At 65.2% G+C, this 22,922-nt stretch carries 20 protein-coding genes and 1 other RNA gene; 9 read left to right on the forward strand and 12 right to left on the reverse strand.

Annotation, left to right across the window (positions count from 1 at the left end; translation table 11 throughout):
- Window positions 1-68 precede the first annotated feature (68 nt).
- The 6 genes from ACYQML_RS10875 to ACYQML_RS10900 all read left to right on the forward strand — a co-directional run bounded on the left by ACYQML_RS10875 (window position 69) and on the right by ACYQML_RS10900 (window position 5,830).
- A complete protein-coding gene (locus ACYQML_RS10875; protein WP_405030596.1) occupies window positions 69-656 on the forward strand; it encodes a TorD/DmsD family molecular chaperone in 588 nt (195 codons plus the stop codon).
- A 44-nt stretch (window positions 657-700) separates the two neighbouring features.
- Window positions 701-925 carry a formate dehydrogenase gene (locus ACYQML_RS10880; RefSeq protein WP_056431015.1) on the forward strand — a complete coding sequence of 75 codons (225 nt, stop codon included), beginning with the start codon at window positions 701-703 and terminating at the stop codon, window positions 923-925.
- A gap of 7 nt (window positions 926-932) precedes the next feature.
- Window positions 933-3,875, forward strand: coding sequence for a formate dehydrogenase subunit alpha (locus ACYQML_RS10885; protein WP_461235527.1), 2,943 nt, complete (start codon window positions 933-935; stop codon window positions 3,873-3,875).
- Window positions 3,876-3,887: 12 nt separating this feature from the next.
- A complete protein-coding gene (gene fdh3B, locus ACYQML_RS10890; RefSeq protein WP_056431009.1) occupies window positions 3,888-4,484 on the forward strand; it encodes a formate dehydrogenase FDH3 subunit beta in 597 nt (198 codons plus the stop codon).
- A 47-nt stretch (window positions 4,485-4,531) separates the two neighbouring features.
- Window positions 4,532-5,563 carry a formate dehydrogenase subunit gamma gene (locus tag ACYQML_RS10895; protein WP_461225044.1) on the forward strand — a complete coding sequence of 344 codons (1,032 nt, stop codon included), beginning with the start codon at window positions 4,532-4,534 and terminating at the stop codon, window positions 5,561-5,563.
- 63 nt (window positions 5,564-5,626) lie between these two features.
- A complete protein-coding gene (locus ACYQML_RS10900; RefSeq protein WP_207412793.1) occupies window positions 5,627-5,830 on the forward strand; it encodes a hypothetical protein in 204 nt (67 codons plus the stop codon).
- Between the two features lie 120 nt (window positions 5,831-5,950).
- Here the strand turns inward: ACYQML_RS10900 and ACYQML_RS10905 are convergent, their stop codons facing one another.
- Entirely contained in the window at window positions 5,951-6,727 is a 777-nt protein-coding gene (locus ACYQML_RS10905; protein WP_461225042.1) for a HesA/MoeB/ThiF family protein, read from the reverse strand.
- A gap of 112 nt (window positions 6,728-6,839) precedes the next feature.
- Here ACYQML_RS10905 and dapE point away from each other — a divergent pair, with 112 nt between their 5' ends.
- Window positions 6,840-8,045 (forward strand): succinyl-diaminopimelate desuccinylase, encoded by a 1,206-nt coding sequence (dapE, locus tag ACYQML_RS10910; RefSeq protein WP_461225497.1) that lies wholly within the window; start codon window positions 6,840-6,842, stop codon window positions 8,043-8,045.
- Between the two features lie 6 nt (window positions 8,046-8,051).
- On the opposite strand, the gene ACYQML_RS10915 is transcribed toward dapE, so the two are convergent.
- The 5 genes from ACYQML_RS10915 to recR all read right to left on the reverse strand — a co-directional run bounded on the left by ACYQML_RS10915 (window position 8,052) and on the right by recR (window position 12,528).
- On the reverse strand, window positions 8,052-9,437 hold the full coding sequence (locus ACYQML_RS10915; protein WP_461235528.1) for a hypothetical protein: 1,386 nt from the start codon (window positions 9,435-9,437) through the stop codon (window positions 8,052-8,054).
- A gap of 88 nt (window positions 9,438-9,525) precedes the next feature.
- Window positions 9,526-10,299 carry a tRNA pseudouridine(38-40) synthase TruA gene (truA, locus tag ACYQML_RS10920; RefSeq protein ID WP_461225038.1) on the reverse strand — a complete coding sequence of 258 codons (774 nt, stop codon included), beginning with the start codon at window positions 10,297-10,299 and terminating at the stop codon, window positions 9,526-9,528.
- Between the two features lie 25 nt (window positions 10,300-10,324).
- Window positions 10,325-11,254 (reverse strand): methionyl-tRNA formyltransferase, encoded by a 930-nt coding sequence (gene fmt / locus ACYQML_RS10925; protein WP_461225036.1) that lies wholly within the window; start codon window positions 11,252-11,254, stop codon window positions 10,325-10,327.
- A gap of 28 nt (window positions 11,255-11,282) precedes the next feature.
- The gene (locus tag ACYQML_RS10930) at window positions 11,283-11,801 is read right to left on the reverse strand and encodes a peptide deformylase (RefSeq protein WP_207412799.1); all 519 of its coding nucleotides are present in this window, start codon (window positions 11,799-11,801) and stop codon (window positions 11,283-11,285) included.
- A gap of 121 nt (window positions 11,802-11,922) precedes the next feature.
- A complete protein-coding gene (gene recR, locus ACYQML_RS10935) occupies window positions 11,923-12,528 on the reverse strand; it encodes a recombination mediator RecR (protein ID WP_311275112.1) in 606 nt (201 codons plus the stop codon).
- A gap of 336 nt (window positions 12,529-12,864) precedes the next feature.
- On the opposite strand from recR, the gene ACYQML_RS10940 reads away from it, so the two are divergent.
- A complete protein-coding gene (locus tag ACYQML_RS10940; RefSeq protein WP_311275113.1) occupies window positions 12,865-14,481 on the forward strand; it encodes a phosphoenolpyruvate carboxykinase in 1,617 nt (538 codons plus the stop codon).
- 67 nt (window positions 14,482-14,548) lie between these two features.
- Here the strand turns inward: ACYQML_RS10940 and ACYQML_RS10945 are convergent, their stop codons facing one another.
- The 4 genes from ACYQML_RS10945 to ACYQML_RS10960 all read right to left on the reverse strand — a co-directional run bounded on the left by ACYQML_RS10945 (window position 14,549) and on the right by ACYQML_RS10960 (window position 17,388).
- On the reverse strand, window positions 14,549-14,869 hold the full coding sequence (locus tag ACYQML_RS10945) for a YbaB/EbfC family nucleoid-associated protein (RefSeq protein WP_056430980.1): 321 nt from the start codon (window positions 14,867-14,869) through the stop codon (window positions 14,549-14,551).
- Between the two features lie 66 nt (window positions 14,870-14,935).
- Window positions 14,936-16,903, reverse strand: coding sequence for a DNA polymerase III subunit gamma/tau (locus ACYQML_RS10950; protein ID WP_461235529.1), 1,968 nt, complete (start codon window positions 16,901-16,903; stop codon window positions 14,936-14,938).
- 68 nt (window positions 16,904-16,971) lie between these two features.
- Window positions 16,972-17,068: signal recognition particle sRNA small type (ffs, locus tag ACYQML_RS10955), an RNA gene on the reverse strand.
- Window positions 17,069-17,124: 56 nt separating this feature from the next.
- Window positions 17,125-17,388, reverse strand: coding sequence for a PepSY domain-containing protein (locus ACYQML_RS10960; protein ID WP_056430974.1), 264 nt, complete (start codon window positions 17,386-17,388; stop codon window positions 17,125-17,127).
- A gap of 146 nt (window positions 17,389-17,534) precedes the next feature.
- On the opposite strand from ACYQML_RS10960, the gene ACYQML_RS10965 reads away from it, so the two are divergent.
- On the forward strand, window positions 17,535-19,070 hold the full coding sequence (locus tag ACYQML_RS10965; RefSeq protein WP_461225030.1) for a YifB family Mg chelatase-like AAA ATPase: 1,536 nt from the start codon (window positions 17,535-17,537) through the stop codon (window positions 19,068-19,070).
- An 18-nt stretch (window positions 19,071-19,088) separates the two neighbouring features.
- On the opposite strand, the gene ACYQML_RS10970 is transcribed toward ACYQML_RS10965, so the two are convergent.
- The gene (locus ACYQML_RS10970) at window positions 19,089-20,522 is read right to left on the reverse strand and encodes a mannose-1-phosphate guanylyltransferase/mannose-6-phosphate isomerase (RefSeq protein ID WP_461225028.1); all 1,434 of its coding nucleotides are present in this window, start codon (window positions 20,520-20,522) and stop codon (window positions 19,089-19,091) included.
- 175 nt (window positions 20,523-20,697) lie between these two features.
- Complete coding sequence (gene scpA, locus ACYQML_RS10975) at window positions 20,698-22,863, reverse strand: methylmalonyl-CoA mutase (RefSeq protein WP_461235530.1); 2,166 nt, start codon at window positions 22,861-22,863, stop codon at window positions 20,698-20,700.
- Between the last annotated feature and the right edge of the window lie 59 nt (window positions 22,864-22,922).

Genomic DNA, 22,922 nt, shown 5'->3' on the forward strand with positions numbered 1-22,922 from the left:
AGGATGGTATGCGTTCGGTTGAGTTGTTGCGCGAAGACGAAGCGAAACTCGCTTCCGGCGCGCCCGGCATGACGCAGCCGGTCGTGGACGACGTCGATTTTCTGCGCGCTCATCTCTACGATCTCCTCGCGGCCCTGACCGGCCGAGTCCCGTCCGATGATATCCTGTCGCTTCTTGCCGGCTCGGGTGGCGATGAGACTCCCCTGGGCAAGGCGAGCTCCGCCCTCGCTCGCGAAGCGGCCGGTGCGGATCTGGCCAAGGTCGGGCGCGAGTATTTCGATCTCTTCGTCGGCGTCGGACGCGGCGAAGTCGTGCCGCACGCTTCCTACTACCTGACCGGCTTTCTCAACGAGCGCCCGCTGGCGCGCATCCGCCAGGATCTGGCCCGGCTCGGCATCGAAGCCTCGGGCGGCATGAGCGAGCCGGAAGACCATGTGGCGATGCTGCTCGAGACCATGGCGGGTCTCGTCTCGGGCCGTTTCGAGACGGGAGCCGGCGAGGACCGCGTCTTCTTCGAGCGGCATCTAAAGCCCTGGGCCGGGCGTTTGTTCGACGATGTGGCGGCCAATACCCGTTCGTCTTTCTACCGTGCCGTGGGCGACCTCGGCCGGACGTTCATCGACATCGAGACCCGGGCTTACGCGCTCGACGCGTGAGGCGGGAATCATTGAAACATCGGTCGCATTCAGGAGTGACGAGCATGCGGGACGATCGAAAGGACGAGATGGGACGGCGCCATTTCTTCCGCGCCCTCGGCGGCGGATCGGTGGCGGCCGCTGCCGCGATCACGGCCCAGCCGATGATTGCGACGCCCGCGCAGGCTTACGACCCCGGCGCGGATGAGACGAAGGCCCGCTACCGCGAGTCCGACCACGTCAAGGCGTTCTACCGCACCAACGGCTACGAGACCCTGAAGAAGAATTGAGGGCGCCATGCTGATCAAGCGCAAGACAGGCGGCCCGGGCCGCACCTTCCATCATGCCGTCACCATCGGCGAGACGCCGAAGGCCCTCGACCGTCGCGCCTTCCTGCGCAATTCCGGCCTCGTCGCCGGAGGGCTCGCGGCCGCCGGCTCGATCCAGCTCGGCTCGGTCCGCAAGGCCCAGGCGGCGGGCGCCTCCGCGATCGGCCCCGAGGTGACGATCAAGAAGAACATCTGCACCCATTGCTCGGTGGGTTGCACGGTAACGGCGGAGGTCGTGAACGGCGTCTGGGTCGGCCAGGAGCCCTCCTTCAGCAGCCCGATCAACCGGGGTACCCATTGCGCCAAGGGCGCGGCGATCCGCGAGCTCGTCTCCAGCGACCGCCGCCTGAAATATCCGATGAAGATGGTCGACGGGCAGTGGACCCGCATCTCCTGGGATCAGGCCATCGATGAGATCGGCGATAAGATCACCGGTCTGCGGGATAAATACGGCCCGGATTCCGTCTACTGGCTCGGCTCCGCCAAATTCACCAACGAAGCCGCCTACGTCCTGCGTAAGTTCGGCGCCTTCTGGGGTACCAACTCGGTCGATCACCAGGCGCGGATCTGCCATTCGACGACGGTGGCCGGCGTTGCCAATACCTGGGGCTACGGCGCTCAGACCAATTCCTACAACGACATCCGCAACGCCAAGACGATGATCATTCTCGGTGGCAACCCCGCCGAAGCGCATCCGGTCTCCCTTCAGCACCTGCTGTCCGGCAAGGAGATCAACCGCGCGAACATGATCGTCATCGATCCGCGCTTCACCCGCACGGCCGCCCACGCCACGGAATATGTCCGCATCCGTTCCGGCACCGACATCCCAGTGGTTTGGGGCATCCTCTGGCACGTGTTCCAGAATGGCTGGGAGGACAAGGAGTTCATCAGCCAGCGGGTCTACGCCATGGACGACGTCCGCAAGGAAGTCGCCAAGTGGAATCCCGAGGAGGTCGAGCGTGTTTCCGGCGTGCCGGGCGAGCAGCTGCGCCGCGTGGCCGAGAAGTTCGCCAAGGAGAAGCCCGCCACCCTGATCTGGTGCATGGGCGCGACCCAGCACACGGTGGGCACCGCCAACGTCCGTGCGCTCTGCATTCTGTGTCTCGCCACGGGCAATGTCGGCAAGCCGGGAACGGGCGCGAACATCTTCCGCGGCCACACCAACGTACAGGGGGCCACCGATTTGGGCCTCGATGTGACGTCGCTGCCGCTCTATTACGGTCTCGTCGAAGGGGCCTGGAAGCACTGGGCGCGCGTCTGGGACGTGGAATACGACTGGCTCCAGTCGCGATTCGACGAGGTGCCGGCCAAGGGCGGTCGGAAGGCTCGTACGCGCAAGGAGAGCATGGAATTACCCGGCATCACCTCCACGAGGTGGTTCGACGGCGTGAACCTGCCCGAAGAACAGGTGGACCAGCGCACCGGCATCAAGGCGATGATGGTGTTCGGCCATGGCGGCAACACCGTCACCCGCCTGCCGGAGGCGGTGAAGGGCTTGACCAAGCTCGACCTCCTCGTAGTGGCGGATCCGCATCCCACCACCTTCGCCGCCCTCGATGCGCGGCGCGACAACACCTACCTCCTTCCGATCTGCACCTCGCTGGAGATGGATGGCAGCCGCACGGCCTCGAACCGCTCGCTCCAATGGGGCGAGCAGATCGTGAAACCCGCCTTCGAATCGAAGAACGATTACGAGGTCATCTATCGTCTGGCGGCGAAGCTCGGCTTCGCCGACAAGATGTTCAAGAACATCAAAGTCGTGGACGCGGTGCCGGACGCAGAGGATATCCTGCGGGAGATCAACCGCGGCGGCTGGTCGACGGGCTATTGCGGCCAGAGCCCGGAACGCCTGAAGGCGCATATGCGCAACCAGGCCAAGTTCGATCTGGTGACGCTGCGGGCACCCAAGGACGACCCTGAAGTGGGCGGCGACTATTACGGCCTGCCCTGGCCGTGCTGGGGCAAGCCGGAGCTCCGCCATCCGGGCACGCATATCCTCTACAACACCAATCTCCACATCAAGGACGGTGGCGGAACGTTCCGGGCCCGCTTCGGCACCGAGCGTAACGGCGTGACCCTGCTGGCAGAGGATTCCTTCGCCAAGGGCTCCGAGCTCACCGACGGCTACCCCGAATTCACCATGGCGGTGTTCAAGAAGCTCGGCTGGGACAAGGATCTGACCGCCGAGGAGATGGCGACCATCACGAAGATCGGTGGGGCCAACATCGATACGGTGAGCTGGGCGACCGACCTGTCGGGCGGTATCCAGCGCGTCTGCCTCGACCACGGCGTCACGCCCTACGGCAACGGCAAGGCCCGGGCGAATGCCTGGAACCTGCCCGACCCCGTGCCGGTGCACCGCGAGCCCATCTATACGCCGCGTCCCGATCTCGTGGCCCAGTACCCGACCCGCCCCGACGAACGTCAGCTGCGCATGCCGAATATCGGCTTCTCGGTGCAGAAGGCGGCGGTGGATCGCGGCATCGCCAAGGACTTCCCGATCATCCTCACCTCCGGCCGTCTCGTGGAATACGAGGGCGGCGGCGAGGAGACGCGCTCGAACCCGTGGCTCGCCGAGTTGCAGCAGGACATGTTCGTCGAGATCAACACCGGCGATGCCACCGATCGCGGCATCAAGGACGGTCAGTTCGTCTGGGTCTCCGGCCCCGAGAACAACGCCAAGGCCAAGGTCAAGGCGCTGGTGACGGACCGGGTCGGCAAGGGCGTCGCCTTCATGCCGTTCCACTTCTCCGGCTGGTACCAGGGCGACGACATGCGGAAATTCTATCCGCACGGCACCGACCCCGTGGTGCTGGGCGAGAGCTCCAACAACACGACGACCTATGGCTTCGATCCTGTGACGGGCATGCAGGAGACGAAGTGCACCCTGTGTCAGATCCGGGCCGTTTGAGGGATAATCGCCATGGCTCGCATGAAATTCCTCTGCGACGCGGACCGCTGCATCGAATGCAACGCCTGCGTCACCGCCTGCAAGAACGAGCACGAGGTGCCGTGGGGCATCAACCGCCGGCGTGTCGTCACGCTCAATGACGGCAAGCCCGGCGAGCGCTCGGTCTCCATGGCCTGCATGCACTGCACCGACGCGCCCTGCGCGGCGGTGTGCCCGGTGAATTGTTTCTACACCACGGCCGACGCGGTGGTGCTGCATTCGAAGGACATCTGCATCGGCTGCGGATACTGCTTCTACGCCTGTCCGTTCGGCGCGCCGCAATATCCGAAGGTCGGCAACTTCGGTTCGCGCGGCAAGATGGACAAGTGCACCTACTGCGCCGGCGGTCCCGAATCCGATCTCTCCACCATCGAGTACGAGAAATACGGTTCGAACCGTCTCGCCGAGGGCAAGCTGCCGCTCTGCGCCGAGATGTGCTCGACCAAGGCGTTGCTGGCGGGTGACGGTGAGATGATCGCCCAGATCTACAAGCAGCGCGTGATCAAGCGCGGCTACGGCTCCGGCGCCTGGGGCTGGAAGACCGCCTATCGCGAAACCGTCGCCATCTAGGCGACGGATTGGACTGCCGGGGTCGAGACTTCAGGAAGGAAACGCCGATGCGGCGGACACTGACGACTTTCAGGACGCTGGTCGCAGCGACCATCCTCACGGCGGCTGTCGGCGCCTCGTCGGCCTCCTTCGCGCAGCAGACGCGCGACGGACTGAACCCGACCGGGCAGAACCCGACGGCGGAATCCGTCAACGAGGATTTCCTGTTCAAGCAGGACCCGAAGATCACCGGCCGCATCAGCATCCCCGACGGCAAGGCGGCTCACCTGATCCAGCCCGCCGGCCGCGACTACCGTGATTTCCGGGAACGGTGGCTGCCCTGGCTCAGCGCGCTCGCCGTCCTCGGCGCCGTCGCGCTTCTCGGCCTGTTCTACTTCTTCCGGGGCCGAATCCTGATGGAGCCCGGTCCCGATACGGGCCGCAAGATCCTGCGCTTCAACGGGTTCGAGCGGTTCGCGCACTGGATGACGTCGAGCTGCTTCATCATCCTGGCTCTGTCAGGCCTGAACTACATCTTCGGCAAGCGCCTGCTGATGCCTCTCATCGGTGCGGATGCGTTCGGCGTGGTGGCGCAATACGCGAAGTTCAGCCACATCTACCTCGCGTGGCCGTTCATGATTGGCGTCGCGCTGATGCTGGTGCTCTGGCTGAAGGACAACATCCCGAACAAGATCGACATTGCCTGGATCAAGGCCTTCGGCGGCTTCATCGGCAACAAGCATCCCAGCGCTGGCCGTTTCAACGCAGGCCAAAAGATGGTGTTCTGGATGGTGATCGGCTTCGGCACGGCCATGAGCGTCACCGGCCTGATGATGATCTTTCCATTCGCCCTCACCGACATCACCGGAATGCAGCTGATGCAGGTGATCCACGCCCTCATCGGCATCGCCTTCATCGCCGGCATCCTCGCCCATATCTACATCGGCACGCTCGGCATGGAGGGCGCCTACGACGCGATGGGCAGTGGCAAGGTCGATCTTGGCTGGGCAAAGGTCCACCACGACCTCTGGGTTGAGGAAGAGCAGGCCAAGAACGCGAGCGGCCCGCAACTCGGGCGGCATCAGGTGCCTGCCGAGTAACCTGACGGACTAATACAGGCGCTCGGCGACCGGAGCCGGCATGTCGAGGATCGGACAACGTCCATGAAAGCTTTCATCATCGCCCTCGTCGTTGCCGTCGCCCTCGGCACGCTGGCCGCTATGCTTCTCAACCAGCAGCAGCGCTTCGCCTACCAGGCCTTCACGACCTCCGGCACGCGGGTCTCCGACCCGGCGGGGCACAGCAATCTCGTCGGGCCGCATTGGAACGGCGTCACGCCCGATCCGGAGAAGCCCTCTAAGTCCTGAATTCCGGAATCTCACGGAACGCCCATGACGTGGGTTTTGGGTCGCGAAAGAAGCCCCGCTTGCCGGATGCGCGGTACCGTATTCGGTGGGTAAAGGACGGCGAAAGCGACTTTCCGGTCCCTAATTCGCCGATCCGTTCAACGGATTTCCTTCGTCCCAACCATAGCCGAGCGTCTCGAACCGCATGGATCGGGCATCGACCATGAGCAGCCGTCCCACCAGCGGCTCGCCGAAATCCGCAACCGCGCGGATCACTTCCATCGCCATCAGAGATCCCATCACCCCCGCCAGAGCGCCGAGCACACCGGCCTCGGCGCAGGCGGGCACGCTGCCAGGGGGAGGCGGGTTCGGGAACAGGCAGCGATAGGTCGGATTCGGGCGGCCGTCCTTTCCAGTCTCATGGGCGCGGATCGTCGTCAGTGTGCCGTCGAACTGCCCGAGGGCGGCCGTGACGAGCGGACGCTTGGCGTGGAAACAGGCATCGGAGACGGCATAGCGGGTCGCGAAATTGTCCGACCCATCGGCGACGATATCGTATCGGCCAATCAACGCGACGGCATTGTCCGCGTCGATCCGCATGAGATGCGGTTCGATCCGCACATGCGGATTTAGACGCGCCACGGCATCGGCGGCGCTGTCGATCTTCGGACGACCGATATCGGGCGTGCCGTGAATGACCTGCCGCTGCAGATTGGAGAGCGAGACCGTGTCGTCGTCGACGATGCCGATCGTGCCGATGCCGGCCGCTGCCAGATACTGGATCAGTGGAGCGCCAAGCCCGCCGGCGCCGATGACGAGCACCCGCGCCGCCTGCAAACGCGCCTGTCCCGGTCCGCCGACTTCGCGCAGGACGAGGTGGCGGGCGTAGCGTTCGACTTCGTCGCTGGAGAAGGCCATCCCGGTGAGATAGCCCTTGCGGCGAAGCGCCGAAAGGCCATCGGGACGGTATTTGCGTCCCGGTGCCGTGCCGCTTATTCGCGACGGTGGAATGTCCCATCTCGACGAGACGATGCCCGTGTCCTCTCCCGTTATCGCCGATCACTCGCCGCTGGCCCTCGCCCAGGCCCTCATCCGCTGTCCGTCAGTGACGCCGGAGGAGGGCGGTGCCCTGCAATGGCTCGGTGGCGTCCTGGAGGAGGCAGGTTTCACTGTCGAGCGCCCACGCTTCTCGGAGCCGGGAACGCCCGATATCGACAATCTCTACGCGCGGATCGGGACAGGCAGTCCCTATCTCCTTTTCGCTGGCCATACCGACGTCGTCCCGCCAGGCTCCGTCGAAGCGTGGCGGCACGGGCCGTTCGATGGCGCGGTAGCGGACGGCATGCTCTACGGCCGCGGCGCGGTCGATATGAAAGGCGGTATCGCCTGCATGCTCTCGGCGGCGCTCGCTTTCGTCGCCGAGCGGGGAGGGGCGTTCAACGGCTCCATCGGGTTCCTCATCACCGGCGACGAGGAGGGGCCAGCCATCAACGGGACGGTGAAGCTCCTCGAATGGGCGAAGGCGCGGGGCGAGCGTTTCGATCATTGCCTTCTCGGCGAGCCCACCAACCCGGCGCACCTCGGCGAGATGATCAAGATCGGTCGGCGCGGGTCTCTCACCGGCAAGCTCGTCGTCCATGGCCGCCAGGGCCACGTGGCCTACCCCCACAAGGCCGAGAACCCCATCCCCGGCCTGCTGCGCCTCGCCTCCGCCCTTCTCGCCGAGCCCCTTGATGGCGGCACCGCGCATTTCGATGCGTCGAACCTCGAATTCACCACCATCGATGTCGGCAATCCGGCCACCAATGTCATCCCGGCCGATGCCCGCGCGACGTTCAACATTCGCTTCAACGAGGGTTGGACGGCGGAAACCCTGGGTGCCGAGATCCAACGGCGGCTGGAGGCGGCCGCCGGCAACACCGTCCGGTTCACCCTGGACCTTCAGCCTTCGAACTCGCCCGCCTTCCTCACCGCGCCGGACGCGTTCACGGACCTCGTGGTCGAGGCGATCGAGACCGAGACCGGGCTGCGCCCGGTCCTGTCCACCACCGGGGGCACATCGGATGCCCGTTTCATCAAGGATGCCTGTCCGGTCATCGAGTTCGGCCTCGTGGGTGAGACCATGCACCAGACCGACGAATGCGTGGCTATCGCCGATCTGGATCGGCTGACCGCGATCTATGGGCGGGTGCTGGCGGCTTACTTCGGGGAAACAGCGAACCCAGCCAAAGCCTGATGGGCATCACGACGCCTTGCGCATCATCGACTGTCGAACCCAGCTATCGCGAATGCGATACCGGCATTGGAGGCGATGCCGGTGCAAGGTGAAGCGGCGATTGCGCGGGCCCAATCTTTCCCCGACGGCGATGTAGATCTGCCGAAGGCGGTGGACATGCGGGTCGTCCAGGCGCAGCTCGATACTGGCTCTCGTCAGCGCGGCCGCAGCCTTGGGATCCTTGACAGTGAGCGGAACGAGGCTGTCACCGAGGATGATGCGCCCGACTTCCAGAAGCAGGTTTTCGTGTGTGCCGTCGGTGGAAGCGGCCAGCCGTTCGAGGTCGAACAGGGTCCGCACGCCTAGGGGCCAAAGCCGGATGACCCTCTCTCGGCCGACCGAACAGCAGAGCTGCGCCTGCGCCACCCAATCCATGATCTGGTAGACGCCGAACGGTGTCTCTACGAACAGCATCAGCGGATTGGCGGTGGCTAGGTTCTGTGTCGAGTGGATGTGGTGATCGTCGAGCCTGACACGGATGTTGCTGTCGATCCCGTCGATGATCTCTACGGGTGTGATCTTGAAGGCCCGGAAGACGTCCTCTTCCTCGCGTTTGAAGTTCTTCAGCTGGTCTCTTTGCACGATGCTCCGCATGACGACATCTGGCATGATCCCGGCGACGAAACAGGCGACGACCACTGCAGCGATGGTGGCCGGCGCAGTCGCGAGGGAATCTGCTTTCAGCAGTGCGGAGACCACGTCCGTCCCGATCCAGAGGATAGAAATTACGAGGATCGGCCCGAGCGCGATGCTGACCAGCATCCTGATGCTCTCGCCGACGATCGTCCCGGGGCTCATGTCGAAGTTCTTGATCGCGCGGTAGAAACTGCGCAACGCCGTAACGTAGCTTCCGGCGAAGGCCGCGCAGATTCCCAGGAGCCAGACCAGCCCCAGGCTACCCGGCGTCGGATACGTCACGCCCGGCCAGCTGAAACCGGACGGTGTCGTCGGTTGTCCGGCGAACATCCAGAGGAGCAGCGACAATCCGTAGAACATGCCGATCCCCGCGAATGCGCTGAAGGGAGCGCAGCCGATGAGCCAGGAGACCTTCGAGAAATCCTCGCGTTTGCGATGCGCCTCCCGCGCCATGGCATTCGTTCGATCATCGCCACCGAATCCTGCGGTCGGGTCGCTGCTGCGCTTGGCCCCGACGAAATACTTGTATTTCACGAATTCGAAGGATGGGATCAGCATCGGCCCCGGCTGATCCGATCTATCGAAGACCGTTGCGAGATCCGTGATGATCTCCTGCCTCTGAAGTTTGATCGCCTCTCGTATGGCGACGAATATCAGCGGTGAGACGACCGCGAAGACAGTCGCGAGAACGAGGATGATCTGGAATGGCGTTTCCACGGGCGAAGGCTCCAGGCCTCACGATGTCGAAGATCGTCGAGGTTGCCTGAAGATGCCTTTTCGCTGGCAAAATACAATCTGAAATTGATTACTCAGTAGATTCCCGGTCTGGCCGGTAATCCACCCCCACGAAGGTCAGTCCCTTGGCGGGCGCCATCGGGCCGCAGCGGGCGCGGTCGCGGCTCGCCAGGATGTCGGCGACCTCGGCGATGCCGAAGCGGCCGCAGCCGGCCATCATCAGTGTTCCGACCATGGCGCGGACCTGATGGTGCAGGAACGAGCGTGCCGAGGTCGAGATCACGATCTCCTCGAACAGGCCCATCGTCACCGTGGCCACATCGAGCTGTTCTAGGGTGCGGATCGGGCTGTTCGCCTGACACTCGGCGGCCCGAAAGGCGGTGAAGTCGTGGCGACCGAGGAGACCTTGCGCGGCCCTGTGCATCACCTCGGCATCGAGCGGCCATGGAACGTGCCAAACATGGTCGCGCGTCAGGGCAGGCGGGCTGCGCCGGTTGAAGATGCGGTAGCGGTAATGCCGTCGAATGGCTGAGTGGCGCGCATCGAAACCGGGCCCGACCCGCTCGGCGCTGACGATGGCGACCGGTAGCGGGCGGAGATGGGCGTTCAGGGCGTCGCGCACCGTATCCGTGCGCCAGTCCTTGATGAGGTCCAGATGGGCCACCTGATGGATGGCGTGGACGCCGGCATCCGTCCGACCGGCGCAGGTCAGGCGCAGGTCCTCCCCTGTGAAGCGTTTGACGGCGTCCTCGATGGCGCCCTGGACGGTGATGTCTTCGGCCTGTCGCTGCCATCCGCAGAACGGAGCGCCGTCATACTCGATCACGAGTTTGTAGCGGGGCATCAGCGACGGCCCCCGGTCTCTGAGTTCACGGGAAGCGCGTTCCCGGCGCGAGATGCGCACCGCGCACGAATTCCGCACCCGTGACGATGCCGCCCTTGCCGGCCCGGCGCAACTCTGTGAGCTGCACGGCTCCCTCGCCGCAGGCGATGGTTCCGGCCGCATCGAGCAGAGTGCCGGGCATGCCCTGTCCCTGCTTTGGCAGGGCGCGCAGCACCTTCACCCGTTCCGGCCCCTTGCCGAGATCGGCCTCGAAGAAGGCTCCGGGGAAGGGCGACAGCCCGTTGATATGGTTCGCCACCTCACCCGCCGGCTTCGACCAGTCGATGCGCGCCTCGTCATTGGTGATCTTGTGCGCGTAGACGAGACCCTCCTCGGATTGGGGCGTGAGGGGGAGGGGCTCGTGTTCCAGCTGGCCGAGGGCCCGGCTCATGAGCGCCGCGCCAATGGGCATCAGCGTATCGTGAAGGTCTCCCGCACTCATGCCGGGGGTGATGGCGACCCGTTCTTCCAGGGCTACGGGGCCGGTGTCGAGGCCCGCCTCCATGCGCATGATGCCGACACCGCTCTCCGTATCCCCTGCCATGACCGCGCGTTGGATCGGTGCCGCCCCGCGCCAGCGTGGCAGCAGGGAGGCGTGGAGGTTCAGGCACCCGTGGCGCGGCACGTCGAGGATCGCCTGAGGCAGCAGCATCCCGTAGGCGACCACCACGGCGACATCGCATCCGTGCGATCGGAACAGCGTGAGCGCATCCGGCGTCTTCAGCGTCGTGGGGGTATGAACCGGCAGGCCGAGCCTGTCCGCCAGCGCATGGACGGGAGACGGACGCAACGCCATGCCGCGCCCGGACCGCGCCGGGGCGCGGGTATAGACCGCGGCGATGTCGTGACCGTCTTCCGCCAGGCGCGCCAGGGTCGCCACGGCGAAATCGGGCGTCCCCATGAAGACGAGCTTCATCGCGCGCGCTCTCTGTTGAAGGATGGGATCAGACGTCCTCGCCGCGCTTGGCCGCCTTGACGAATTTCTTGATGACGCGGTCGCGCTTCAACTTCGACAGGTGATCGATGAAGAGTACGCCGTCGAGGTGATCGATCTCGTGCTGGATGCAGGTGGCCAGAAGCCCGTCCGCCTCGATCTCGCGGGTTTCACCGGAAAGGTCGCGAAAGCGTACGCGCACCCGGTCGGGCCGCTCGACCTCGCCGTAATATTCGGGGATCGACAGGCAGCCCTCGTCATAGACGCGCTTCTCCTCCGAAGCCCAGACGATCTCCGGGTCGATGAAGACCTGCGGCTGCCGCGCGTTCTCGTCCTTCGACGTGTCGATCGTGACTACACGCTTGGTCACGCCGACCTGGATGGCGGCGAGGCCGACGCCCGGGGCATCGTACATCGTCTCCAGCATGTCGGCCGCGAGGGTGCGGACCTCATCGTCGATGGTACCGACGGGGGTCGACACCTGACGCAGGCGGGCGTCTGGCAGGATGACGAGGGGGCGGATGGTCATGGCGCGGCCGGATCTGTCGATGAAAAGGGCCCGGCTCCCTGTCTCCCGGGTCCGCCGTGCCGGACCCGCAGATAAGGTTTGGCGGATGGCCGGTCAAATCGGCCAGGGATAGCGATGCGGCTCAGAACGCCGTCCGGCTTCGGATGGCCGCCGAGAGTGTCCCTTCGTCGAGATAATCGAGCTCTCCCCCCACCGGCACGCCATGGGCGAGGCGGGTCACCTTCAGCCTGTGATGCGCCAGGGATTCGGTGACGTAATGCGCGGTGGTCTGACCATCGACCGTGGCGTTCAGAGCCAGGATGATCTCCCGGACATCGCCATTCCCGGCCCGGTCCACCAGGCTCGCGAGGTTGAGATGCTCCGGCCGGACACCATCGAGGGCGGAGAGCACGCCACCGAGGACGTGATAGCGCGCCGTCACCGCCCCTGACCGTTCCAGGGCCCAGAGATCCGAGACATCCTCGACCACCACCAGGATGGAGGGATCGCGCGACGCGTCCCGGCAGATGGTGCATGGGTCGCTTGTATCGACGTTGCCACATTCCTGGCACACGACGATGCGCTCGGAGGCCACCTGCATCGCCTCCGCCAGCGGAGCGAGCAGAGCTTCTCGCTTTTTGATGAGATGCAGCGCCGCGCGCCGGGCCGAGCGCGGGCCGAGCCCCGGCATTCGCGCGAGGAGCTGGATCAGGCGTTCGATTTCGGGGCCGGCAACGGCTTGGGCCATACGTGTTCCGTCAGACGGCCGCGGCCGTGTTCGTTAAATGGGGTCGGATCTCGTCGTCTTGTAGTCGGGAATCGCCGCCGCCGCATGCGTTCCGACGCCGCTCCGGATACCCCTTTGTTTCTCTGACAGATCCGTTCGTTCGTCTTTTAAACCGTTGCCGTCTCAATTGACCGGTGGCCGCCGGAGAATAAGCAGGTCTATTCGATCGAGTGGTGAACCTGTGCGCGGCGGACCTGAACGACCGCGTGGACGCTCCATCGGACCGTCCGGAAGACGAATGGGAGATTCCGGCCAAGCCAGACCTCAAAGCGATCAGGTGTTCGAGGAGTAGCGGACGTGACACATTTCGGCGATTTCAACGCCAGCCATGGACCCGAAAAAATCGGCCTGCGCAATCTGAAGGCGGTTCATTGGAACCTGGAACCCCCACGGCTCTACGAGGAATCCCTGAGCCGTGGTGAATCGCAGCTCGCCCATGGCGGCGCCCTCGTGGCGACCACGGGCAGCCATACCGGTCGTTCGCCGAAGGACAAGTTCATCGTCCGTGACGCCAACACCGAGAACGAAATCTGGTGGGAGAACAACGGCGCGATCACGCCCGAGCAATTCGAGACGCTGTACCAGGATTTCCTCAGCCATGCCGAAGGGCGCGAACTCTTCGCCCAGGACCTCTATGGCGGCGCCGATCCGGCCCACCGTGTCCAGGCGCGGGTCTTCACCGAACTCGCCTGGCACTCGCTCTTCATCCGCAACCTGCTGATCCGGCCCGACCGTTCGGCTCTTGAGGATTACGTCCCCGGTCTGACGATCATCGATCTTCCGAGCTTCCAAGCCGAGCCGCACCGTCACGGCTGCCGCTCGAAGACCGTCATCGCCATCGACTTCACCCGGAAGATCGTCCTCATCGGCGGCAGCGCCTATGCCGGCGAGATGAAGAAGTCGGTCTTCACCTATCTAAACTACGTTCTGCCCGGCGCGGGCGTGATGCCGATGCATTGCTCGGCCAATGCGGCGCTGGATGCCGAGGGCGAGTCCGCCCTGTTCTTCGGCCTCTCGGGCACCGGCAAGACCACGCTCTCCAACGATTCCTCGCGGCAGCTCCTCGGCGACGACGAGCATGGCTGGAGCAAGGACGGCATCTTCAATTTCGAGGGTGGCTGCTACGCCAAGACCATCCGTCTCTCCCGCAACGCCGAGCCCGAGATCTACGCCACGACCGAGCGTTTCGGCACGGTGATGGAGAACGTGGTAATCGACCCGCTCTCGCGTCGCCCCGATTTCGACGATGCGTCGCTCACCGAGAATACCCGCTGCGCCTACCCGCTCGACTTCATCGCCAATGCCAGCGCCACGGGCAGGGCCGCTCACCCAAAGAACATCGTGATGCTCACCTGCGACGCGTTCGGGGTGATGCCACCCATCGCCAAGCTCTCGGGCGCGGAGGCGATGTACCACTTCCTCTCCGGCTACACCGCCAAGGTGGCCGGAACGGAACGCGGCCTGACGGCGCCCGAGGCGACGTTCTCGACCTGTTTCGGCGCACCCTTCATGCCCCGGCACCCGAGCGTCTACGGCAACCTGCTGCGTGATCTCATCGCTCATCACGATGTGGATTGCTGGTTGGTGAATACCGGCTGGACCGGCGGAGGTGTCGGTACCGGACGGCGCATGCCGATTCGCGTCACGCGTCGCCTGCTCGGTGCCGCCCTGGACGGGTCGCTGTCGAAGACCGAGTTCCGTCGCGATCCGTATTTCGGCTTCGCGGTTCCGGCTTTCGTTCAGGGGGTCGAGCCGCACATTCTTCAGCCCGTGAAGACCTGGGGCAACAAGACGGCTTTCGCCGAGACGGCGACGCGCCTCGTGTCGATGTTCCGGGAGAACTTCAAGCGCTTCGAGGCCCATGTGGACGCCGACGTGCGCGCCGCCGAGCCGGTTCAGGTCATCGCGGCCTGAGACAGATCATCGTTCGATCCCGGCTCGTGCCGGGATCGGCCCCTACGACGAAGAACCGGCCGAAGACCTAGAACAGGTTCAGCCCCGGCGGGATCGGCAATCCCTTGGTCAGTTCGCCCATGCGTTCGGCCGCCACCTGCTCGGCTTTCCCGCGCGCGTCATTGACCGCGGCCACGATCAGATCTTCCAGGATCTCACGTTCGTCGGGGTTCATCAGCCCAGGATCGAGGGTGACGCCCTTTACGAGGCCCTTGGCGGTCATCGTCACGGCGACCGCGCCTCCGCCGGACGCGCCGCTGACCTCGACGGTATCGAGCTCGCGCTGCAGGGTCGCCATCTTCTCCTGCATGGCCTGGGCCTGCTTCATGATTCCCATGAGGTCGCGCATGGCTGAGCTTTCAAAACGAAGTGAGACGATTACAGGACGGCATCTGGGGTCGGCAGCGGCGAAGCGCTATGCCTCGTCGTCCGGATCTCCGGTGCTTTCGGGGTCGACCGGCGTGAGGTCCGTGCTGGCAGCCGCTTCCACCGGGGGGGCCTTGTCCCGCACGTCGATGATCTGGGCGCCGGGGAAGCGCGCGAGCACTTCCTTCACCAGAGGGTGCGCCGCCGCGTTCTCATGGCGCGATTCCAGCGCGGCGCGTGCCTTGTAGGCAAGGGTGGGCTCTCCCTCCTCCTTCGACAACGCGACGATCCAGCGTCGGCCAGTCCAGGCATCCAGCGAACGGGCAAGATCGTTGGGCAGGCTCTGCCGGCCTCCCTCCGCCAGGCGGAACTCGATCCGCCCTTCCTCGAACCGTACGAGATGCGCTTCTCGTTCCAGCGCCATCTTGAGGCCGATGTCGCGGCGCTCGTCGGCGAGGGCGACGATATCTTCGAAACAGGTCAGGCGCGGACCAGCCTCGCGGGGCGCTGCTTCCGGGGCGGGGGCCGGGACGAGATTCACACGCGCGCCGCCGCTCGCCGCGAGGGTCAGCGCGGGACGCGGCGGGGGCAAGTCGATCGATGGCAAGTCGATTGATGGCAAGTCGATTGATGGCGAGGCCATCGATTGTGCGGCCAATGACTGCGAAGCCCCCGGCGGCGGGCCCGATGTGGCCGAGTGTGCTGCTCCGGCATGCGCAGATGACACTCCGCTCGGCGCGGATGCACTCGGCAGTGTAGCTCCCGTCGATGTCATCGGGGTTGCGGCGAACGCATCCGATTTTAACTGTCGCAGGGCCTCGTCCGGCGTCGGCAGGTCGGCGGCATAGGCCAGGCGGACGAGAGCCATTTCGGCGGCGGCGAGCGGTCTCGCGGCGGTCTGGACCTCGGGAATCGCCTTCAGCAGGATCTGCCATGCGCGGGACAGGGCGCGGATGGACAGTTTGGCCGCGAACTCACCTCCGCGACCGCGCTCGTCGGCGCTCAAGGTCGGGTCGGCCGCCGCCGCATCGGGCACGAGCTTCAGCCGGGTGACCAGATGGGTGAAGCTCGCCAGGTCCGACAGGACGACGGCGGGATCCGCTCCCGCTTCGTACTGGCTGCGGATCTCGGCGAAAGAAGTCGGTACGTCGCCACGCATCACCGCCCCGAACAGGTCGACGATCCGCCCCCTGTCGGCGAGGCCGAGCATGTCGCGCACGCTCGCCCCCGTGACGAGGCCGGCGCCATGGGCGATGGCCTGGTCGAGGAGCGAGAGCGCGTCACGCACCGAACCTTCGGCGGCGCGGGTGATCGCCGCCAGGGCTTCCGGCTCGGCCTCGACGGATTCGGCCGCGCAGATCTTGGCCAGATGGGCGACCATGGTGTCGGCCTCGACCCGACGCAGGTCGAAACGCTGGCAGCGCGACAGGATCGTCACCGGCACCTTGCGGATCTCGGTGGTGGCGAAGACGAATTTGGCGTGGGGCGGCGGCTCTTCCAGTGTCTTCAGAAAGGCGTTGAACGCCTTCTCCGAGAGCATGTGCACTTCGTCTACGATGTAGACCTTGTAGCGGGCGGAGACCGGCGAATAGCGTATGCCGTCAATGATGCCGCGTACGTCGTCGATACCGGTATGCGAGGCGGCATCCATCTCCAGCACGTCCATGTGCCGTGATTCCATGATCGCCTGACAATGGCGGCCGAGCTCCGGCATGGCGATGGTGGGGCCGGTATCGGGATGCCCGTCGCGCAGGTAGTTCAGACCACGGGCTAGGATGCGGGCGGTCGTCGTCTTTCCGACGCCGCGCACACCGGTCAGCATCCAGGCTTGTGGAATGCGATTGGCCGCGAACGCGTTGGCCAATGTGCGGACCATCGCGCCCTGGCCGATCAGATCGTCGAAATTCTGGGGGCGGTATTTGCGCGCCAGCACCCGGTAGGGCGTGGCCGCCGGTACGGGCTCGGGAAGACCCGGAAGGCCGGGAAAATCGCTCGGAGTGCCGGAGGTCGCGTCCATGCCGCCTTGCGTGGTTCGAGCGGCCCCGGGTCGGGGGATGCCGCCACGCGGACCTCAAAAGAAACGAAGGTGGGAGGCTGGACGAAGACCCGCTCGGTCTCGTTAGGGCTGCTTCCTTCCGGACCTGACCCGGTTGGCGAGTGAAACGTCCCTCGCCAACCTCCCGAGCGCTATATGGCCGGCGCCTTGCTGGAACGCAAGCGCTAGGACGGACGAAGCGCTTATTCGGCTTCGCGAGTGGTGATCGCGTAGGTCTTGAGGTCGAGTTCGAGGTCGAACTGCTTGCCATTCGCATCGATGGCGTCGTCCACGTCGATCTCGTGCTCCTCGACTTCGATCTTGCCCCACTTGGTGAAGCCTTCCTTCTTCAAGGTGGCTTCGATCTTGGTACGCTCCTCGGGGGTCGGCGCACGGTCGGCGAAGGCGGTGCCAGTGAGGGCGAAACCGAGGGCGATGGCAGCGAGGCTCGCAGTCTTGATCGACATGGTGGAACTCCTTGGTCCGGAAAGTGAGACTTTCGAACGGCGAATCGGGAATGGAGTTCCATGACACGTCAGCAAGGGCGCACGCGCTGGTTGTCATGAGCCATGGCGCATCCTAACCTTGGCTATAAGCTCAGGGGTCTGGATCCATGGTCACCCGCGTCGCCACAGTCGCCTTCGAGGGGATCGAGGCGCGCGCCGTCGACGTCCAGGTCCAGATCGCCCCGGGGGCGGTGATGTTCATGGTGGTGGGGCTGGCGGACAAGGCCGTGGCGGAATCGCGCGAGCGCGTGCGCTCGGCGCTGATCGCATCGGGACTGGCGCTTCCGGCAAAGCGCATCACCGTCAACCTCGCTCCGGCGGACCTGCCGAAGGAAGGCTCGCATTACGACCTTCCCATCGCCCTCGCGGTGATGGCCGCCATCGGCGCGATCCCACCCGATGCGCTCGCCGGGTACTGCGTTCTTGGTGAGCTCGCTCTCGACGGCACGATCACGGCGGTGAACGGCGTCCTGCCCGCCGCGATGGCGGCGAATGCGCGAGGACTTGGCCTGATCTGCCCAGCGGCGACGGGACCCGAGGCAGCCTGGGCCGGCGGCGATATGGACGTGCTGGCCCCGCGTTCGCTGATTCAACTGGCCAATCATTTCAAGGGAAGCCAGGTGATGGCCCGGCCCGAACCGGCCGTGGCCACGAGCACGGGACGCCTACCCGACCTTCGCGACATCAAGGGCCAGGAAGGCGCCAAGCGAGCGCTAGAAATCGCCGCCGCCGGAGGGCACAACCTGCTGATGAACGGCCCACCGGGCGCGGGCAAATCGATGCTCGCCGCGCGACTTCCCTCGATCCTGCCGCCGCTCGGTCCGCGCGAGCTCCTCGAAGTCTCGATGATCCAGTCTGTGGCCGGCGAGCTGAAAGGCGGTGCGCTCTCGAACCGGCGCCCCTTCCGCCAGCCCCACCATTCGGCGTCGATGGCGGCCTTGGTGGGCGGCGGAATGAATGCCCGCCCTGGCGAGGCCTCCCTGGCGCATGGCGGCGTATTGTTTCTCGACGAGCTTCCCGAATTCACACCCCAGGTGCTCGATTCCCTACGCCAGCCGATGGAGACCGGAGAGGTCATGATCGCGCGCGCCAATCACCGGGTGACCTATCCGGCGCGGTTCCAGCTGATCGCCGCGATGAATCCGTGTCGCTGCGGTCAGGCCCTCGAGCCGGGCTATGCCTGTCGACGTGGACCCAACGAGCGTTGTGTCGCGCAATATGGCGCCCGCATCTCCGGGCCGCTCCTCGACCGGATCGACCTGCGAATCGAGGTTGGGGCAGTCGCGGCGGTCGATCTGATCCTACCGCCTCCCGCCGAAGGCTCGGCCGAAACGGCGGCGCGGGTCGCAGTCGCTCGGGCACTGCAGACCGAGCGCTTCACCGCGCAGGGGCTCACCGGCGTCGTCACCAACGCTACGTGTCCGGCTCCGATGATCGAAGAGATGGCCGCGCCGGATGCCGACGGTACGGCGTTGATCCGCGACGCGGCGGAAACCATGCGTCTCTCGGCTCGCGGCTTTCACCGCGTCCTGCGCGTGGCGCGCACCCTGGCTGACCTCGACGGGGAGGAGCGGGTACGCCGCATCCATCTCGCCGAGGCCCTGTCCTATCGCGGCCGGGCCGAGCGGCCTGTGGCCGCCTGAGCCCGACCGTCTCTCGTTTTAACGCCCGTAGATGTCCTCGACGCGGATGATGTCGTCCTCGCCGGTGTAGGATCCGACCTGGACCTCGATGAGTTCGAGGGGGATCTTGCCCGGATTGGTGAGGCGATGCATCGATCCGATGGGCAGGTAGACCGCCTCGTTCTCGTGAACCAGCACGACACGGTCATCCACGGTGACCTCGGCCGTGCCGCGCACCACGACCCAATGCTCGGCACGGTGGAAGTGCTTCTGCAGTGAGAGCCGCCCGCCCGGCGTCACCATGATGCGCTTCACCTGGAAACGCTCGCCGATATCGATGCGCTGATACCAGCCCCAGGGGCGGAACATCCGGCGATGGGCATCCGCCTCCGGATGGGCTTTCTCGCGCAGCTGCGTGACCAGCTCCTTGACGAGGCCGGCCTTGGCCTTCGAGGTGACGAGTACGGCATCCGGGGTCGAGACGACGACGATATCGTCGACGCCGACCACCGCAGTGAGGTGCTCGCCCTCGCTATGGATCAGGCTGCCCCGGGTTTCGACGAGTTCCACGCGGCCGCGCACGGCATTGCCCAACGCATCACGAGGCAGGACGTCCCAGACCGCATCCCAGGTGCCGACATCGGACCAGGGGAAGGAGACCGGCAGGACTCCGGCGCGATCGGTCCGCTCCATCACCGCGTAATCGATGGAGGTCTTCGGCGCGCTGGCGAAGGCGGCGGAATCCAGGCGCAGGAAATCGAGATCGCTCGTCGCCTTGTCGAGGGCCGTGCGTGTCGCGGCCAGGATCTCCGGGACATAGGTCTCGAGTTCGGCCAGCATGACGTCGGCCCGGAACAGGAAGTACCCGCTGTTCCACAGGGCCCCGTCGGCGATCAGGCTTTCCGCGCCATGACGATTGGGCTTCTCCACGAAGCGCCCGACCTCATAGGCACCCTCTACGCCGTCGATGGGCGCGCCCTTGCGGATATAGCCATAGGCGGTGGATGGAGCGATCGGCTCGATTCCCAGGGTCATGATGCGACCCGCCTGCGCACCAACCGCGGCGGCGCGTGCAGCCTCGACGAAGGCCGCGGTGTCACCGATGACATGGTCGGCCGCCAGGATCAGCACCACGGCCTCCGGGTCGCGGCGGGCGGCATGGAGGGCGGCTACCGCAACGGCCGCGGCGGAATCGCGACGCTCCGGCTCGAGCACGATGTCGGCTTGGACCTCGGCCTGCAGAAGTTGTTCCGCCACGATGAAGCGGGCTTCACTGCTGGTGATGATCGTCGGCCGCGAGAAGGCGGTTCCGTCGGTGACCCGACGGGCGGTGTCCTGGAATGTCGAGCTGTCCGCGTTCACGAGCGGAGTGAACTGCTTCGGCATGCTCTCGCGAGAAGCAGGCCAAAGGCGCGTACCGGAGCCTCCGCAGAGGATGACCGGATGGATGAGAGGGAAAAATCCTGAGGCCATCGGCGTCAACTCACAATTTCAGTTCAGTACGTTGCCGGGAAATACAATTTTGCTGCGCCGCAACCAACCCGGCGTGGGATGAAAAATGCGGCAAAAACGATAAATGCATTAGGCAAGCGCTTGAGGCCAGCGTCGAAGCCGATCTCTTGCACTACGGTCGTGTAACATGAATGCGCTATTCGGCGGCCTGACGCGCGCTGTAACCGAGCCTTCCGTTGAGTTCTTCGATCAATTTCACCGCAGCGTCAGCAATGACCGTGCCGGGTGGAAAAATCGCAGATGCGCCAGCGGCATGGAGGGCGGGATAATCACCCGGGGGGATGACCCCACCAATCACGATCATGACGTCGCCCCGGCCTTGTTCGGTGAGGGCTGCCTTCAATTCGGGCACCAGCGTCAGGTGGCCGGCGGCCAGGGACGACACGCCGACGATGTGGACGTCGTTCTCCACAGCCTGACGCGCGGCTTCGGCGGGAGTTGCGAAGAGGGGTCCGATATCCACGTCGAAGCCGAGATCGGCGAAGGCCGAGGCGATCACCTTCTGACCTCGGTCATGTCCATCCTGGCCCATTTTCGCGACGAGGATGCGCGGGCGCCGCCCGTCATTCTCCTCGAAGGTCTCCACGAGCTGACGAACGGTCTCGACCACCGGCGACATGCCACCCACCTCTCGCTTGTAGACGCCCGATATCGAGCGGATCTCCGCCCGATGCCGGCCCCAGGCCTTTTCCAGCGCGTCGGAAATCTCTCCGACCGTCGCCTTCGCGCGGGCAGCCTCGACACCTAGCGCCAGGAGATTGCCCTCTCCTTGGGCGGCTGCGGTCAGTGCCGCAAGGGCCGCATCAACGTCGGCCTGGTTGCGCTCGGCGCGCAGCCTCTTGAGCTTGTCGATCTGGAGCATGCGGACATTGCCGTTGTCGACGCGCATCAGCTCGATGGCGCGGTCATCCTCTGGCTTGAATTTGTTGACGCCGACGATGGTCTGGCGGCCGGAATCGATCCGCGCCTGGGCGCGGGCCGCCGCTTCCTCGATGCGCAGTTTGGGGATGCCGGCCTCGATGGCCTTGGCCATCCCGCCCAATTCCTCGACTTCGCGGAGATGCTCCCAGGCGCGGGCGACGATGTCTCGGGTCAGCTTCTCGACATAGTAGGAGCCGCCCCACGGATCGACGATCCGCGTCGTGCCGCTCTCCTGCTGCAGGAACAGCTGGGTGTTGCGGGCGATGCGGGCCGAGAAGTCTGTGGGCAGCGCTAGCGCTTCGTCGAGGGCGTTGGTGTGGAGCGATTGCGTCCCGCCCTGCGTTGCGGCCATCGCCTCGATGCAGGTGCGGGTGACGTTGTTGAATACGTCCTGGGCGGTCAGTGACCAGCCGCTCGTCTGGCTGTGGGTGCGCAGGGGCAGAGACTTGTCGGTCTTCGGCTCGAACTCCTTCACGAGCTTGGCCCAGATCAGGCGCGCGGCCCGCATCTTGGCGATTTCCATGAAGAAGTTGGTGGAAATGGCCCAGAAGAACGACAGGCGGGGTGCGAACTTGTCGATGGTCAGCCCGGCCGCGAGACCGGCCTTGATGTACTCGACGCCGTCGGCGAGCGTGTAGGCGAGTTCGAGGTCGTTCGTCGCACCGGCTTCCTGCATGTGGTAGCCGGAGATCGAGATCGAGTTGAATTTCGGCATATGAGCCGACGTGTAGGCGAAGATGTCGCCGATGATCCGCATCGAACCCGCCGGCGGGTAGATGTAGGTGTTGCGGACCATGAACTCCTTGAGGATGTCGTTCTGGATCGTGCCGGCGAGCTTCTCCGGCGGCACGCCTTGTTCCTCGGCCGCCACGATGTAGAGCGCCAGGATCGGCAGCACCGCGCCGTTCATCGTCATGGAGACGGTCATCTCGTCCAGCGGAATGCCCGAGAACAGCGTCCGCATGTCGTAGATCGAATCGATCGCCACGCCGGCCATGCCGACATCGCCCGAGACGCGCGGATGATCGGAATCGTAGCCCCGGTGGGTGGCGAGATCGAAGGCCACCGACAGGCCCTTCTGTCCGGCCGCGAGGTTGCGCCGATAAAAGGCGTTCGAATCCTCAGCCGTGGAGAAGCCGGCATATTGCCGGATCGTCCAGGGCTGCGTCACGTACATCGTCGGGTAGGGGCCGCGCAGATAAGGCGCAACACCGGGATAAGTGTGCAGAAACTCGATCCCCTCGCGATCCTCCGGCCCGTAGACGCCCTTCACCGGGATGCCTTCCGGCGTCATCCAGGGCTCGCCTGCCGGCGGCACGGGCGCCGTGAAGGCATCTGCCGTGTAGGGGACGTTCGCGAAATCAGGGATACGGGACGTCATGTGATCGAACTCGTGCGGCGGCGTATGGCGAAGCATTATAGTGAAGCACCGGCTTCGGG

This window comes from Methylobacterium sp. CM6244 (assembly GCF_054817885.1).